At 72.8% G+C, this 14799-nt stretch carries 14 protein-coding genes and 1 pseudogene; 9 read left to right on the top strand and 6 right to left on the bottom strand.

Annotation, left to right across the window (positions count from 1 at the left end):
- Positions 1-15: 15 nt before the first annotated feature.
- A complete protein-coding gene (locus OHA91_RS05780; protein WP_031147203.1) occupies positions 16-1095 on the bottom strand; it encodes an FAD-dependent monooxygenase in 1080 nt (359 codons plus the stop codon).
- 105 nt (positions 1096-1200) lie between these two features.
- Here OHA91_RS05780 and OHA91_RS05775 point away from each other — a divergent pair, with 105 nt between their 5' ends.
- Entirely contained in the window at positions 1201-1854 is a 654-nt protein-coding gene (locus OHA91_RS05775; protein WP_031147205.1) for a TetR/AcrR family transcriptional regulator, read from the top strand.
- A gap of 27 nt (positions 1855-1881) precedes the next feature.
- Here the strand turns inward: OHA91_RS05775 and OHA91_RS05770 are convergent, their stop codons facing one another.
- Entirely contained in the window at positions 1882-2760 is an 879-nt protein-coding gene (locus tag OHA91_RS05770) for a LysR family transcriptional regulator (protein WP_266494186.1), read from the bottom strand.
- Positions 2761-2832: 72 nt separating this feature from the next.
- Here OHA91_RS05770 and OHA91_RS05765 point away from each other — a divergent pair, with 72 nt between their 5' ends.
- From OHA91_RS05765 to OHA91_RS05750, 4 genes are all read left to right on the top strand, one after another.
- Positions 2833-3528: a succinate dehydrogenase gene (locus OHA91_RS05765; RefSeq protein WP_031147209.1), complete on the top strand. Its 696-nt coding sequence runs from the start codon at positions 2833-2835 to the stop codon at positions 3526-3528.
- 2 nt (positions 3529-3530) lie between these two features.
- A complete protein-coding gene (locus OHA91_RS05760; RefSeq protein WP_266494192.1) occupies positions 3531-5480 on the top strand; it encodes a fumarate reductase/succinate dehydrogenase flavoprotein subunit in 1950 nt (649 codons plus the stop codon).
- Positions 5477-6223 (top strand): succinate dehydrogenase/fumarate reductase iron-sulfur subunit, encoded by a 747-nt coding sequence (locus OHA91_RS05755; RefSeq protein ID WP_031147213.1) that lies wholly within the window; start codon positions 5477-5479, stop codon positions 6221-6223. Before OHA91_RS05760 ends, OHA91_RS05755 begins: the two co-directional genes overlap by 4 nt.
- A gap of 127 nt (positions 6224-6350) precedes the next feature.
- Complete coding sequence (locus tag OHA91_RS05750) at positions 6351-7001, top strand: hypothetical protein (RefSeq protein WP_266494196.1); 651 nt, start codon at positions 6351-6353, stop codon at positions 6999-7001.
- A 3-nt stretch (positions 7002-7004) separates the two neighbouring features.
- Here OHA91_RS05750 and OHA91_RS05745 read toward each other — a convergent pair whose 3' ends face one another.
- The 3 genes from OHA91_RS05745 to OHA91_RS05735 are packed head-to-tail and all read right to left on the bottom strand — an operon-like array spanning position 7005 to position 10841.
- Complete coding sequence (locus tag OHA91_RS05745) at positions 7005-7394, bottom strand: hypothetical protein (RefSeq protein ID WP_051892728.1); 390 nt, start codon at positions 7392-7394, stop codon at positions 7005-7007.
- Positions 7395-7403: 9 nt separating this feature from the next.
- On the bottom strand, positions 7404-9830 hold the full coding sequence (locus OHA91_RS05740) for an excinuclease ABC subunit UvrA (protein ID WP_328738764.1): 2427 nt from the start codon (positions 9828-9830) through the stop codon (positions 7404-7406).
- A gap of 33 nt (positions 9831-9863) precedes the next feature.
- Complete coding sequence (locus OHA91_RS05735; RefSeq protein WP_328741088.1) at positions 9864-10841, bottom strand: LLM class flavin-dependent oxidoreductase; 978 nt, start codon at positions 10839-10841, stop codon at positions 9864-9866.
- A 138-nt stretch (positions 10842-10979) separates the two neighbouring features.
- Between OHA91_RS05735 and OHA91_RS05730 the strand changes: the two genes are divergently transcribed.
- Positions 10980-11477, top strand: coding sequence for a phosphatase domain-containing protein (locus tag OHA91_RS05730; protein WP_031147220.1), 498 nt, complete (start codon positions 10980-10982; stop codon positions 11475-11477).
- Between the two features lie 31 nt (positions 11478-11508).
- Here OHA91_RS05730 and OHA91_RS05725 read toward each other — a convergent pair whose 3' ends face one another.
- Complete coding sequence (locus OHA91_RS05725) at positions 11509-11724, bottom strand: dodecin (protein WP_031147222.1); 216 nt, start codon at positions 11722-11724, stop codon at positions 11509-11511.
- A 165-nt stretch (positions 11725-11889) separates the two neighbouring features.
- Between OHA91_RS05725 and OHA91_RS05720 the strand changes: the two genes are divergently transcribed.
- From OHA91_RS05720 to OHA91_RS05710, 3 genes and pseudogenes are all read left to right on the top strand, one after another.
- Positions 11890-13152 (top strand): extracellular solute-binding protein, encoded by a 1263-nt coding sequence (locus OHA91_RS05720; protein WP_031147224.1) that lies wholly within the window; start codon positions 11890-11892, stop codon positions 13150-13152.
- A gap of 156 nt (positions 13153-13308) precedes the next feature.
- Positions 13309-14139: a GNAT family N-acetyltransferase gene (locus OHA91_RS05715; RefSeq protein WP_031147226.1), complete on the top strand. Its 831-nt coding sequence runs from the start codon at positions 13309-13311 to the stop codon at positions 14137-14139.
- A pseudogene (locus OHA91_RS05710) lies at positions 14136-14663 on the top strand (lysophospholipid acyltransferase family protein); the annotation flags it as partial. The gene OHA91_RS05715 and the pseudogene OHA91_RS05710, both read left to right, overlap by 4 nt.
- Positions 14664-14799 lie beyond the last annotated feature (136 nt).

The raw sequence follows: 14799 nt of genomic DNA, 5'->3' as shown, positions 1-14799 counted from the left end.
GGGTGCGGCGCCACGTCAGTCCAGTCCGACCTCCGTCCCGCGGCCGGGGGTCCGGACGGCTTCCACGACCCGCTCGTACCGCTCGGCGGTATCGGCCAGGACTCCCGCGGCCACCGCCAGCCGCTCCGTCTCGTACGCGTCGAGCGCCGCGTCCGCGTCCGGCCCGGCGAGGGCGGCGGACAGGGCCCGGCCGAGCGCCGCCGCGTCCGCGATGCCGGTGTTCATGCCCAGCCCGCCGGCTATCGGGTGCACGTGGGCGGCGTCGCCGGCGAGGAGGACCCGGCCCTCCCGGAACCGGGTGGCCATGCGGACGTTGACCCGCCAGGAGGAGAGCCAGGTGGGATCCTCCAGCCGGATGCCCGGCATCCCGGCGCACCGGTCGAAGATCCGCTGGAAGCTCTCCAGGGAGGGCGGCAGCGGTTCGCCGTGCTCGTCCTGCTCGGGTGAGGCCTGGAGCTGGAAGGAGTCCGTCCCCGGCATCGGGCAGAGCAGCATGCCGCCGCCCTCCGATGTGAACCACTGGTGCCAGGCGTCCCGGCCGAGCCCCGGCGCCCTGACGTCACCGATGACCATCGCGGGCTCCGTCTCCCCGTTCCCCTCGAAGGGGATGCCGAGCAGCTTGCGGGTGGTGCTGCGCCCGCCGTCGCACCCGGCGAGATAGCGGGCCGCGATCACGCTTCCGTCCGCCAGCTCGGCGCGCACCCCCTCCTCGTCCTGGGTGATGCCGACGAGCTCCGCCCCGTACTCGACGTGCACGTCCAGTCCGGCGAGCCGGTCGCGCAGCGCCTCTTCGGTCTGCCACTGCCCGATCAGCAGGCCGGCGTCCGCCGGGGTGGGGGTGTCGTTGATGTGCTCGCCGTCGAAGTACTTGCGCAGGACCACTCCCGCGGTGCCGGTGGCGATCAAGGGCTCGGCCACGCCGAGCTCCTGGAAGATCGCGAGGCTGCCGGCCCGGAGCCCCTTGGCCCGGGACTCGCGGTGTGGTTCGGTGCGCCGCTCGATGACGCGGACGGCGAATCCGCGCCGGGCGAGGTCGCAGGCGAGCGTGAGGCCGGTGGGGCCGGAGCCGGCGATCAGTACATCGGTGTGGTTCATCGGAAGTCCTCTCCTCGTCGATGTCTCAAGGAAAGCGGCTCCCGACAGAAAAAGCAACCGGGTTAAAAAATTTACCGAGTCTCTCATTCGTGCTAGGGTGTGCCCATGGAGAACACGACGGGTCTGCGCGAGAGCAAGAAGCTCCGGACGCGCCGCCAGCTGGCGGCCACGGCGCTGGAGCTCTTCCTGGAGCGCGGCTTCGACGCCGTGTCGGTGGCCGATGTCGCCGCGGCTGCCGAGGTGTCCAAGCCCACCCTCTTCCGGTACTTCCCGACGAAGGAGGACCTGCTCCTCGACCGGTTCGCCGACCACCAGGACGAGGTGGCGCGCATCGTCCGCGACCGGCCCGCGGGCCGGTCGCCGGTGGGAGCCGTGCACGCCCAGTTCCTGACGGCCCTCGCCGAACGGGACCCGATCACCGGGCTCTGCGACCACCCGGAGGTCCTCGCCTTCCAGCGGCTGCTCTACTCCACCGCCAGCCTGGAGTCGCGCCTGTCCCACTACAGCGACCGCGAGGTCGAGCTGCTCGCCGCCGCCCTGGAGGCGGAGTCGGTGCCGCCGCTCGCCGCACGGCTGGCGGCCGTCCATGTGGTGGCGGTCCGCCACGAGCTGGGGCGGGAGAACTGGCAGCGGCTCGATGCCGGGCAGAGCGCCGATGAGGCCCACGCGGCCGCCGTGGCCGACGCCGACCTGGCCTTCGGCATGCTCGCCGACGGCCTCGACCGGGCCCTGCCCGCGGCACCGCCCGCCCCCGCCTGAGGGTCGCGGGCAGGGGCCCCGCCGGGCTCACGCCATCAGCATGCGCTTCAGCTCGCGCGCCGCGCGCGGGGGAGCCACGTCGGTGCGGTGGGCCAGCGCGATCGTCCGCCGCAGCGGCGAGCCGGCCAGCGGCGTCGCCCGCAGCCCCGGGCCCGCGTCGGCCACCACCATCGCCGGGACCACCGCGACGCCCAGCCCCGCCCGCGCGAAGCCCAGCACCGCGTCCATCTCGCCGCCCTCCACCGTGAAGGACGGCTCGAAGCCCTCCGCCCGGCAGGCCGCCACGGTCAGCTCCCGCAGGTCGTAGCCGTGCCGGAACATCACCATCGGCTCGTCGCGCAACGCCGCGATGGTCAGCTCCCTGCCCCCGCCGGGCGCCGGCAGCTTCGTCGAGGACACCACCACCAGGTCCTCCGTCAGCAGCTCCACCGTCGTCAGGGCCGGCGCCGAGGGCGGCAACGGCAGGGCGATCAGCGCCAGGTCCAGCGCCCCGCGCGCCAGCTCCCGTACGAGGTCGAGCGAACCGCTCTCCTCGATCAGCAGCTCGATCCCCGGATGCGCCAGGTGGAAGGCCCGCAGCACGCCCGGCAGCAGGCCCGTGCACACGCTCGGCGTTGCCCCCAGCCGGATCCGCCCGCGCCGCAGCTGCGCCAGTTCCTGCACCTCCAGCCGCGCCGTGTCCGCGTCCGCCAGGATCCGCCGGGCTAGCGGCAGCAGCGCCTCGCCCGCGTCCGTCAGCGTGATGTTGCCCCGGGCGCGGCTGAAGAGCTCGGCCCCCAGCTCCCGCTCCAGCGCCTTGATCTGCTGGGAGAGCGACGGCTGGGCCACGTGGACCTGCTCGGCGGCCCGGGTGAAGTGCCGGGTCTCGGCCACGGCCACGAAGTAGAGGAGCTGCTGGAACTGCATAGGTCATGTCTATCAAGATGACCGACATCATGTCTTGGACCTTTCGGGTCCTCCGTCCCTACCGTCGAAGGCATGGCTCTGGCAACGCGCACCCGGACGAGCGCCCCCTCGCTCTGGGGCTCCACCATCGGAAAGAAGACCGTCATGGCGGTCTCCGGGCTGATCATGCTCGGCTACCTCGTCGTGCACATGCTCGGCAACCTCAAGATCTTCTTCGGGGCGGACGAGTTCAACGGCTACGCCCACTGGCTGCGCACCCTCGGCTCGCCCTTCCTCCACTACGAGTGGGCCCTGTGGATCGTCCGCGCGGTGCTCCTCGCCGCCGTCGTCGCGCACGCCGTCTCCGCCTACCAGCTCAGCCGGCTCGACATCAAGGCCCGCCCGGTCAAGTACGTCCACAAGCGCCGCCGCGCGAGCTACGCCACCCGCACCATGCGCTGGGGCGGCATCATCCTCGGCCTGTTCATCGTCTGGCACCTGCTCGACCTCACCACGCTCACCGTCAACGAGCGCGCATGGGCCGGCCACCCGTACGAGAACGTCCTCGCCACCTTCTCCACCTGGTACGGGAACACCATCTACATCGTGGCGATGGCCGCGCTCGGCCTGCACGTCCGGCACGGCTTCTGGAGCGCGGCCCAGACCCTCGGCGCGGGCCGGGCCCGGCGCGAGCGGACGCTGAAGGCCCTCGCCAACGGCCTGGCCGCCGTCCTCTTCGCGGGCTTCGTGTCCGTCCCCGTCGCCGTCATGACCGGAATGGTGAACTGACCGTGAGCAACTACGCAGACCACACCACCGGCGAGCCCGTCGCCGACACCAAGGCCCCCGAAGGCCCCATCGCGGACCGCTGGGACCGGCGCCGCTTCGAGGCCAAGCTCGTCAACCCCGCCAACCGCCGCAAGCACACCGTCATCGTCGTCGGGACCGGCCTGGCGGGCGGATCGGCCGGCGCGACCCTCGCCGAGCAGGGCTACCACGTCGTCCAGTTCTGCTTCTCCGACTCCCCGCGCCGGGCCCACTCCATCGCCGCGCAGGGCGGCATCAACGCCGCCAAGAACTACCGCAACGACGGCGACTCGGTGCACCGCCTCTTCTACGACACCGTCAAGGGCGGCGACTTCCGCGCCCGCGAATCGAACGTGCACCGCCTCGCCCAGATCTCCGTCGAGATCATCGACCAGTGCGTGGCCCAGGGCGTCCCCTTCGCCCGCGAGTACGGCGGCCTCCTCGACACCCGCTCCTTCGGCGGCGTCCAGGTCTCCCGCACGTTCTACGCCCGCGGCCAGACCGGACAGCAGCTCCTCCTCGGCGCCTACCAGGCCCTCTCCCGGCAGATCGCCGCGGGCAACGTCGAGATGCACGCCCGCACCGAGATGCTCGACCTGATCGTGGTCGACGGCGTCGCCCGCGGCATCGTCGCCCGCGACCTGATCACCGGCGAGATCTCCACCCACTACGCCGACGCCGTGGTCCTGGCGAGCGGCGGCTACGGCAACGTCTTCTACCTCTCCACCAACGCCATGAACTCCAACGCGACCGCCGTCTGGCGGGCGCACCGGCGCGGCGCGTACTTCGCCAACCCCTGCTTCACCCAGATCCACCCCACCTGCATCCCGCGCACGGGCGACCACCAGTCCAAGCTCACCCTCATGAGCGAGTCCCTGCGCAACGACGGCCGCATCTGGGTCCCCAAGGCCAAGGGCGACACCCGCCCCGCCGCCGACATCCCCGAGTCGGAGCGCGACTACTACCTGGAGCGGATCTACCCCTCCTTCGGCAACCTCGTGCCCCGCGACATCGCCTCCCGCGCCGCCAAGAACGTCTGCGACGAGGGCCGCGGCGTCGGTCCCGGCGGGCAGGGTGTCTACCTCGACTTCGCCGACGCCATCCGCCGCATGGGCCGCGACAAGGTCGCCGAGAAGTACGGCAACCTCTTCGAGATGTACGAGCGGATCACCGCGGAGAACCCGTACGAGGTCCCGATGCGGATCTACCCGGCCGTGCATTACACGATGGGCGGCCTGTGGGTCGACTACGACCTCCAGACCACCGTCCCCGGCCTGTTCGCGATCGGCGAGGCGAACTTCTCCGACCACGGCGCCAACCGCCTCGGGGCCTCCGCCCTCATGCAGGGCCTCGCCGACGGCTACTTCGTGCTCCCCTCCACCATCAACGACTACCTCGCCCGCCACCCCCACCGCGACACCGTCGACGACACCCACCCCGAAGCGGTGGCCGTCGTACGCGAGACCCGGGAGCGGCTGGAGAAGCTGCTCGCCGTCGACGGCGACCGCACCCCCGACTCCTTCCACCGCGAGATCGGCGAACTCATGTGGGAGTACTGCGGGATGGCCCGCAGCGAACAGGGCCTGCGCAAGGCTCTGGACCGCATCCCGCGGATCCGCGAGGAGTTCTGGCGCCGCATCAAGGTCCCCGGAACCGGCGACGAGTTCAACCAGTCGCTGGAGAAGGCCAACCGCGTCGTGGACTACCTCGAACTGGCCGAGCTGATGTGTCTCGACGCGCTCCACCGCGCCGAGTCCTGCGGCGGCCACTTCCGCGAGGAGTCCCAGACCCCGGACGGCGAGGCGGCCCGCCGGGACGAGGCCTTCGCCTACGCCGCGGCGTGGGAGTTCACCGCCACCGGTACCGCCCCCGTCCTGCACAAGGAAGACCTCGTCTTCGAGTACGTCCACCCCACCCAGCGGAGCTACGCATGAAGCTCACCCTGCGCGTCTGGCGCCAGCGCGGCGCCGACGCCCCCGGCCACATGGCCTCGTACGAGGTCGACGGCATCTCCGAGGACATGTCCTTCCTGGAGATGCTCGACACCCTCAACGAGGACCTCATCCTGCGCGGTGAGGACCCGGTCGCCTTCGACCACGACTGCCGCGAGGGCATCTGCGGCGCCTGCAGCCTCGTCATCAACGGCGACGCCCACGGCCCCGAGCGCACCACCACCTGCCAGCTCCACATGCGCTCCTTCGCCGACGGCGACACCATCGACGTCGAGCCCTGGCGGGCCGCGGCCTTCCCCGTGGTCAAGGACCTGGTCGTCGACCGGGGCGCCTTCGACCGGATCATCCAGGCCGGCGGCTACATCACCGCACCCACCGGCGCCGCCCCCGAGGCGCACGCCACCGCCGTGCCCAAGGCAGACGCCGACTTCGCCTTCGAGCACGCCGAGTGCATCGGCTGCGGCGCGTGCGTGGCGGCCTGCCCCAACGGCTCGGCGATGCTGTTCACCTCCGCCAAGGTCAACCACCTCAACGTCCTCCCGCAGGGCTCGCCGGAACGGGAGACCCGTGTCCTGGACATGGTGGCCCGCATGGACGAGGAGGGCTTCGGCGGCTGCACCCTCACCGGCGAATGCGCCACGGCCTGCCCGAAGGGCATCCCGCTCCCGTCGATCGCCGCGATGAACAAGGAATGGCTGCGGGCGGTCCGCAAGGGCCCCCGCTGACCCCGGCCGGACGCGGAGCCCGGCGCAGGACCCCGCCGTCCCGGGGCCCTGCGCCGATCGGCTGACCGGGCGGGCGGCCGTCGTGCCGTGCCCCGGCGGCGCGCGGGGCATGGGAGACAGTGGGCCCATGCCAGAAGCCCCCGCCGGGACCGGACCACGCCGCAGAGCCGTACTGGCCGCCGCCCTCGTGCCACTGGCCGCGGCCGGCTGCTCCGGCGAGGAAGCGCCCCGCACCCCGGCATCCGGGCAGCAGCCCGCCCCCAAGGACGCCGTGGTCATGGTGATCCGGCACGGCGAGAAACCGTACGCCGGGGACTCCGGCTGGGACGAGGACGGCGAGGACGACCCCGGCTCACTGGCCGGGCGCGGCTGGCGCCGGGCCGAGGAGCTGCCGCGGCTCTTCCCGCCGGCCAAGGGCGCCCCTCTGCCCCGCCCCGCCGCGGTCTTCGCCGCCGGCGGCAAGGGCCGCGCCCCCGCCCGGTGCCGGCAGACCGTGACCGCCCTGGCCACCGCACTGCGCACCCCGGTACGCGCCGAGTTCGCCGTCGGCGCCGAACCCGCCCTGGCACACGCCGTGCTGGCCGGGCCCATGCCCGCACTCGTCTGCTGGGAGCACACCGGGATCCCCCGCCTGGTGCGCGCCCTCGGCGCCCACCAGGTCCTCGGACTCCCCGCGTCCTGGCCCGACCGCTACGACCTGGTCTGGCAGTTCACCCGCCGCAGCGGGCAGTGGAGCTTCCGCGAACTGCCCCAACAGCTCCTGTCCGGCGACGCCTGAGCCTCAGAACCGGTACAGCTCGTTCCCGCTCGCGTCCAGGACGAGGACCAGGTCGCCGTACGGCCAGACCACGAGCGTGTCCGCGAGGTACTGCAGTTCGAACGGCTCATCGGGGACGCTGGTACCCGACCAGGGAAGGTCCGCGCCCGCCTTGCCCACCGTCACGACCGTGACCCTCGCGCCCGGCTCCAGCCACTCGCTCCAGCAGTACGGTTCGATGAAGAGCTCCAGCGGGCGGGCGCCGTCGTTCGTGATCGGAAGCCGTGCCACCGGAGCCGCGGGGTCCCACGGCTCCGGTGGCATCGGCGCCACGCGTTCGACCGGGCCCGCGTCGGGCGCAGGTGCGGCATCGCACTCGTCGGCCCCCGGGGTCCCCAGCCGTCTCCGGAACATCCGCGCAGCCTATCCGACCTGCCCGACCGCTTCCCGGCCGCTCATGAGGGCCCGGGCCAGGTACGGCGCCGTGCGGCTGCCCTGCGCCCGGGCCACCTCGTACGGCGTGCCCGCCGCGACGACCCGGCCGCCCTCCGTGCCGCCGCCCGGGCCCATGTCGATCACCCAGTCCGCGCCAGCCACCACGTCCATGTCGTGCTCCACGACCACCACCGAGTGCCCGGCGTCCACCAGCCCGTGCAACTGCCGCAGCAGCACCTGCACATCGGCCGGGTGCAGACCCGTCGTCGGCTCGTCCAGCAGGTACAACGTGTGGTCCCGGCGCAGCCGCTGGAGCTCCGTCGCCAGCTTGATCCGCTGAGCCTCGCCGCCCGACAGCTCGGTGGCCGGCTGCCCCAGCCGCAGGTAGCCCAGCCCGATCTCCTCCAGCGCCCGCAGGCTGCGCTCCGCCGCCGGGACGTCCGCGAAGAACCGGGCCGCGGACTCCACCGTCAGCGCCAGCACCTCCGCGATGTCCAGGCCCTCGTACCGGACCTCCAGCGTCTCGGCGTTGTACCGTGCGCCGCCGCAGTCCGGGCACGGCGCGTACGTACTCGGCAGGAACAGCAGCTCCACCGAGACGAAGCCCTCGCCCTGGCACGTCTCGCACCGGCCGCCCGCCACGTTGAAGGAGAACCGCCCCGCCTTCCAGCCGCGTGCCCGCGCCTGCGGGGATTGCGTGAACAGCTTGCGCACCACGTCGAACAGCCCCGTGTACGTGGCCAGGTTGGACCGCGGGGTCCGGCCGATCGGCTTCTGGTCCACCTCCACCAGCCGCCGCACGGGGAAGCCGGGCTCGGCCATCCGCTCGTCCACCTCCCGGGCCAGGGCCTGACCGACCAGCGTGGACTTCCCCGAACCCGACACCCCGGTCACGGCGGTGAACACTCCGAGCGGGAACCGCGCGTCGAGATCCCGCAGGTTGTGCCGGTCCACCCCGCTCAGCAGCACCTCCCCGGTCGGCCGGCGCACCTCCCGGGCGGGCCCCGCCGCCCCCCGCGCCGCGAACAGGTGCCGGGCCGTCGCCGACTCCGCGACACCGGCCAGGTCCGCGGGCGGCCCGCTGTACAGCACCTGCCCGCCCCGCTCCCCGGCGAGCGGCCCGACGTCCACCAGCCAGTCCGCGTGCCGCACCACGTCCAGATGGTGTTCGACGACGAAGACGGTGTTCCCGGCCTCCTTCAGCCGGTCCAGTACGCCGAGCAGCGCCTCGGTGTCGGCCGGATGCAGGCCCGCCGACGGCTCGTCCAGCACGTACACCACGCCGAACAGCCCCGACCGCAGCTGCGTCGCCAGCCGCAGCCGCTGCAGCTCGCCCGCGGACAGGGTCGGCGCGGTCCGGTCCGGGCTCAGGTAGCCGAGCCCCAGCTCCGTGACGGGTCCGATCCGCGCACGCAGGTCGTCGGCGAGGACCCGCGCCGCCTCTCCGTCCGGGGGCGCGGAGGCGAGTACGGCGTCCAGGTCCGTCAGCGGCAGCGCCGCGAGCTCCGCGATGGTCCGCCCGGCGAAGGTGACGGCGAGGGCCTCCGGGCGCAGCCGGCGCCCCTCGCACACCGGACACGGTGAATCGGCGAGGAACTTCTCGGCGCGGGCCCGCAGGGTGGCGCTCTTGCTGTCGGAGAAGGTCCGCATGACGTAGCGGTGGGCGCTCATGTACGTGCCCTGGTAGGGCCGTTGGATCCGGTCCGCGTCCCGCACCGGGTGCACGGTCACCACCGGCTGCTCCTCGGTGAACAGGATCCACTCGCGGTCCTTCGCGGGCAGCTCCCGCCACGGCCGGTCCACGTCGTGGCCGAGCGCCTCCAGGATGTCCCGCAGGTTCTTGCCCTGCCAGGCGCCCGGCCAGGCGGCGATGGCACCCTCGCGGATCGTCAGACCGGCTTCGGGGACCAGGAGTTCCTCGCTGGTGCGGTGGATCCGGCCGAGTCCGTGACAGGAAGGGCAGGCGCCGGCAGCGGTGTTGGGCGAGAAGGCGTCCGAGTCCAGCCGCCCTGCGCCCGGCGGATACGTGCCGGCCCGCGAGAAGAGCATCCGCAGGGAGTTGGACAGCAGGGTCACCGTGCCGACCGAGGAGCGCGAGCCGGGGGAGGAGCGCCGCTGCTCCAGTGACACCGCGGGTGGCAGGCCCGTGACGGAGTCCACCTTCGGAGCGCCGATCTGGTGGATGAGGCGGCGGGCGTACGGGGCCACCGACTCGAAGTACCGGCGCTGGGCCTCGGCGTACAGGGTGCCGAAGGCGAGCGAGCTCTTCCCGGAACCGGACACGCCGGTGAACACGGTGAGCGCGTCGCGCGGGATGTCCACGTCGACCCCGCGCAGGTTGTGCTCCCGGGCGCCCCGCACCCGTACGCAGGGGTCGTGGCGGTGGCCGGTCCGGGCTTCGGTGGGCTGGTGCATTCGTCCTACTTTACGGCTCGATCCGTGGTCGCCTCACGGCCGCAGGCCCGCGATCCGGGCCAGCCGTGCGGAGGAGTCCAGCAGGGCGGTGCGGTCGTACGTCGAGGTGGTGACCAGCAGTTCGTCCGCGCCCGTCTCGTCCGCGACCTCGGACAACTGCGCCGCCACCTGCTCCTCCGTGCCGTGGATGTGCCCGCTGAGGGCGCCCTCGTACAGTTCCCGCTCCTTCGGGGTCATCTCCAGGGCCTCGACCTCCTCGGCCGGGCGGAGCGGCGGGAAGCTGCCGCGGATGCGGGAGTACGCGAGGGACCAGGCCTCCGGGAGCAGCATCCGCCGGGCCTCCTCGGCAGTGGCCGCGACGGCCACCGTGCCCGAGACCACGACGTACGGCTCCGCGCCCCGCGCGGAGGGCCGGAACTCCCTGCGGTACCCCTTCACGATCTCGGCGACCCGGGCGCGGCTGCGCAGGTCGCCCACCACCAGGGGCAGTCCCGCCCGGGCAGCGATCCCTGCGCCCTCGCCGGTGGCCAGCACGTACGCGGGGATCCGCAGCCCTTCGGCGGGGTGGGCGTGCACCTCGGGGTGCGCCTGCTGGGTGCCGTCGAGCCAGCCGAGGAGCTCGGTGAGCTGTTCCTCGAAACGGTCGGCGTCCCCGGTGTCCCGGCCAAGGGCGCGCCGGATGCCGTTCGTGAAGCCGACCGAGCGGCCGAGCCCCATGTCGATCCGGCCGGGGAAGAGCGATTCCAGCACCCCGAACTGCTCCGCGACCACGAGGGGCTGGTGGTTGGGCAGCATGACCCCGCCCGTGCCGACCCGGATCCGGTCCGTCGCCCCGGCGACGGCCGCCGCCAGCACGGTCGGTGCCGAGCCCGCGACGCCGGGCACGCTGTGGTGCTCCGACACCCAGAAGCGGTGGTAGCCGAGCTCCTCGGCGGTTCGGGCCAGCGCCACGGTGTCGCGCAGGGCCTGCGGGGCCGGGTGGTCCCGGCGGGTGCGCGACCGGTCGAGCATCGAGAGTTTTCGGATCACACAGGACTCAACGCCGCAGGGCCGCGGGGATTCCCGCCGGGGCCGGCCCCGACCGTGTCCCGCGCCCGCGCCCGCACTCGCGCCCGCGCCCGTGTCGGTGCCCGGCCATAGGCTGGCCGGATGAGTGACAAGAGCACGTCGCGGCCGCCGCTGGCCGTCTTCGACATCGACAACACCCTGGCCGACACCGCCCACCGCCAGCACTTCCTGGAGCGCCGCCCCAGGGACTGGGCCGGCTTCTTCGGCGCGGCGCCGGCCGATCCGCCGCTCGCGCGCGGGATCGCGCTGGCGGTGGAGAGCTCGGCGGACTGCGAGGTGGTGTACCTGACCGGACGGCCCGAGCGGTGCCGGGCCGCCACGGTGGAGTGGCTCACCCGGCACGGCCTGCCCGAGGGGCGGCTGTGGATGCGCGGCAACCAGGACCGGCGCCCGGCCCGGACGACCAAGCTGGAGGTGCTGGGCCGGATCGCGCGGGGCCGCGAGGTGCGCATGCTCGTCGACGACGACGAACTGGTCTGCCAGGCTGCGCGGGCGGCCGGTTTCCGGGTCGTCGTCGCCGACTGGGCGCAGGACGCGCCCGAGCTCACGTCCGGCCAGGAGGTCGAGGGCCGGACCTGAGCGGTCCGGGAACGCGCCGCGGGGAGGGGCCTCAGTCCTCGCCTTCGAGCCGGAAGCCGACCTTCAGCCCCACCTGGTAGTGGGCGATCTCCCCGTTCTCGATGTGGCCGCGGACCTGGACCACCTCGAACCAGTCCAGGTTCCGTACGGTCTGGCCCGCCCGGGCGATCCCGTTGCGAATGGCCTGATCGATGCCCTCTTGAGAGGTGCCGACGATCTCGGTCACCCGGTACGTGTGGTTGGACATGGGGGTCTCCCGACGGTGGGTCGCTTTTGCCTGGTTCTAAGGTGCCCCAGTAAGTCCTGCTCCGCGAACTTTGCGCCAACAATCCCGAGCGAAAGACCCTTGACCGGCCTATTGGTCTATGCCAATTTCGAGCCATCTGAGATCGAGCCCCAGAAGGTGACCCTCTTGAAGATGCGCTTCCTCGCCGTGTGCACGGCCCTCGCGGCCGCGACCGCCCTGACGGGCTGCGGCCAGTCGGCCGATCAGGCCGCAGGGCGGCAGAAGGTGACGCTCTGGCTGATGAAGGGCAGCGCCTCGGAGGACTTCATCGACCGGTTCACCACGTCCTTCGAGCAGGACCACCCCGACCTCGACCTGGACGTCAGGATCCAGGAGTGGACGGGCATCGGCGACAAGGTCAACGCCGTCCTGGCCGGCACGAGCAAGGAGCCAGCCGACGTCATCGAGGTCGGCAACACCCAGGTCGCGCAGTACATCGAGACCGGAGGCCTCTCCGAACTCACCCTCGAAGGGCTGCGCGAGTGGGGCAGCAAGGACTGGCTCAAGGGCCTCGCCGAGCCGGGAAGCATCAACGGCGCCCAGTACGGCGTCCCCTGGTACGCCGCCAACCGCGTGGTCGTCTACAACAAGGACCTCTTCGCGAACGCCGGCATAAAGACCCCGCCCAAGAACCGCCAGGAGTGGATCCAGGCCACCCAGAAGCTCGACAAGGGCGATCAGCAGGGCATCTACCTCGCGGGCCAGAACTGGTACGTCCTCGCCGGCTTCGTCTGGGACGAGGGCGGCGAACTCGCCGTCGAGACGGGCGGCAAGTGGGTCGGCACCCTCGACGACGAGAAGGCCCTGGCCGGCATGGAGTTCTACAAGCAGCTCCAGGCCCTCGGCGAAGGCCCCAGGACCGCCGACGAGGAGACGCCCCCGCAGTCGCAGGTGTTCGCCCGCGGCCAGGTCGCCCAGATCATCGCCCCGCCCAGCCAGGCCGCCGAGATCGAAGCGGCCAACCCCGCGCTGAAGGGCAAGCTCGGCTTCTTCCCGATCCCCGGCAAGACCTCCGACAAGGCGGGCTCCGTCTTCACCGGAGGCTCCGACCTGATCATCCCGGAGCGGACCGGGCACCGGAAGGGCGCCGTCGACGTGATCACGGCCCTGGTCAGCGAGAAGTGGCAGACCGAGCTCGCCCGCACGATGAGCTACGTACCGAACAAGACCACCCTCGCGCACGTGGTCGAGGGCAACGAGGGCGCCACCAACATGGCCCCCGGAGCCGCGCAGGGCCGGGCCACCCCCACCTCCGCCCGCTGGGCCGAGGTGGAGGCGAAGAACCCGATCAAGCCCTTCATGACGGCCGTGCTCACCGGACAGGACCCCAAGCAGGCCGCCCGCACGGCCTCCGCGGAGATCGGCAGGATCCTCAGCTCCGACCGCTGACCCCGGCGCCGCCGCGGTGCGGTACCGGCGAGTTCGCCGTCCGCACACCCGCGGGCCGCAGAGCGGTCATGTCGAATCCAGCCGGTCACGGAAGAAGTAAAGGAGCCAGGCCACCACCTGCCGGCCTGGCCCTCCGTGTCCGGTTCAGGAGCCGCCATGACCATCGCACCCCTGTCCCCGTCCCTCTCCACGGCCCCCGCCCCCACCTCCCCCCTCCTCGCCCCCGCGCCCGCCCCGGCCAAGGCCGCCGCCACCGCCGGCCCCCACTACACCGTGCGCCTGGCACGCGACGAGGACGAGGTAAGGGCCGCCCAGCGACTGCGCCACCAGGTCTTCGCCGGCGAGCTCGGCGCCCGCCTCGACGGCCCCGAGCCGGGCCTCGACGCCGACGCCTTCGACGCGTACTGCGACCACCTCCTCGTCGTCGACGAGGAGGCCGAACAGGTCGTGGGCACCTACCGGCTGCTGCCCCCGGAGCGAGCCGCCGTCGCGGGCCGCCTCTACTCCGAGGGCGAGTTCGACCTTTCCGCGCTCGCGCCCATCCGCCCCGACCTCGTCGAGGTCGGCCGCTCCTGCGTCCACCCCGACCACCGCAACGGCGCGGTCATCGCCCTGATCTGGGCGGGACTGGCCCACTACATGGACCGCACCGGCCACAACTTCCTCGCCGGCTGCTGCTCGATACCGCTCGCCGACGGCGGCGTCCTCGCCGCGGCCACCCGCGAGAGCGCCCTGACCCGCAGCCCGGCACCCGAGGAGTACCGGGTCACCCCCCACATCCCCTGGAACCCCGACGGCATCGCCTTCCCCGACCGCATGGAACTGCCGCCGCTGCTGCGCGGCTACCTGCGCCTGGGCGCCTGGGTCTGCGGCGAGCCCGCCCTCGACGCGGAGTTCGGCTGCGCCGACCTGTACGTGCTGCTCTCCCTGCGCCGGACCAACCCGCGCTACCTGAAGCACTTCCGCTCGCTCATCCCGGGCGCATGAGCGTCTGGCTGCCCACCTCGCCCTGCACCCCCGAGGCCTGCGCCGGCCACGAGGGGCGCACCGCGAGCGTCCCGCACGCGGTGCTGCGGCTCGCCGGCGCCGTGGCCCTGATCCTGCTGGGGATCCTGGGTGCCCCGCCGGTCCGGCTGCTGCCGGCCGGCCCCCGCCACGCGCTGGTACGGGCCTGGTCGGCCGCACTGGTGCGGGCCTTCGGCGTACGGATCACCGTGCACGGCAGCCCGGGCCGGCGCGGCGGCCGGCTGCTCGTCGCCAACCACATCTCCTGGCTCGACATCCCGCTCGTCGCGGCCGTCCTGCCCAGCCGGATGCTGGCCAAGAGCGACATCCGGGCCTGGCCCGTCCTCGGCAGCCTCGCCGGGCAGGCCGGGACCCTGTTCATCGAGCGCGACCGGATCCGCGCGCTGCCCGCCACCGTCACCACGATGACCCGCGCACTGCTCGCAGGCGACCGCGTCGCCGTCTTCCCGGAGGGCTCCACCTGGTGCGGGCGCGCCCAGGGCGCCTTCCGCCGGGCCGCCTTCCAGTCCGCCCTGGACGCGAGGGTCCCCGTACAGCCCGTGCACCTCGCGTACCTGCGGGCCGACGGGAGCCCGGCCGGGGCGCCCGCCTTCGTCGGGGACGACCCGCTCACCGCGTCGC

The sequence above is a fragment of the Streptomyces erythrochromogenes genome (assembly GCF_036170895.1).
Classification (GTDB): Bacteria; Actinomycetota; Actinomycetes; order Streptomycetales; family Streptomycetaceae; genus Streptomyces; species Streptomyces erythrochromogenes.
Note: the sequence above shows the minus strand (reverse complement) of the source record. Positions and strands in the feature narration are given on the sequence as shown.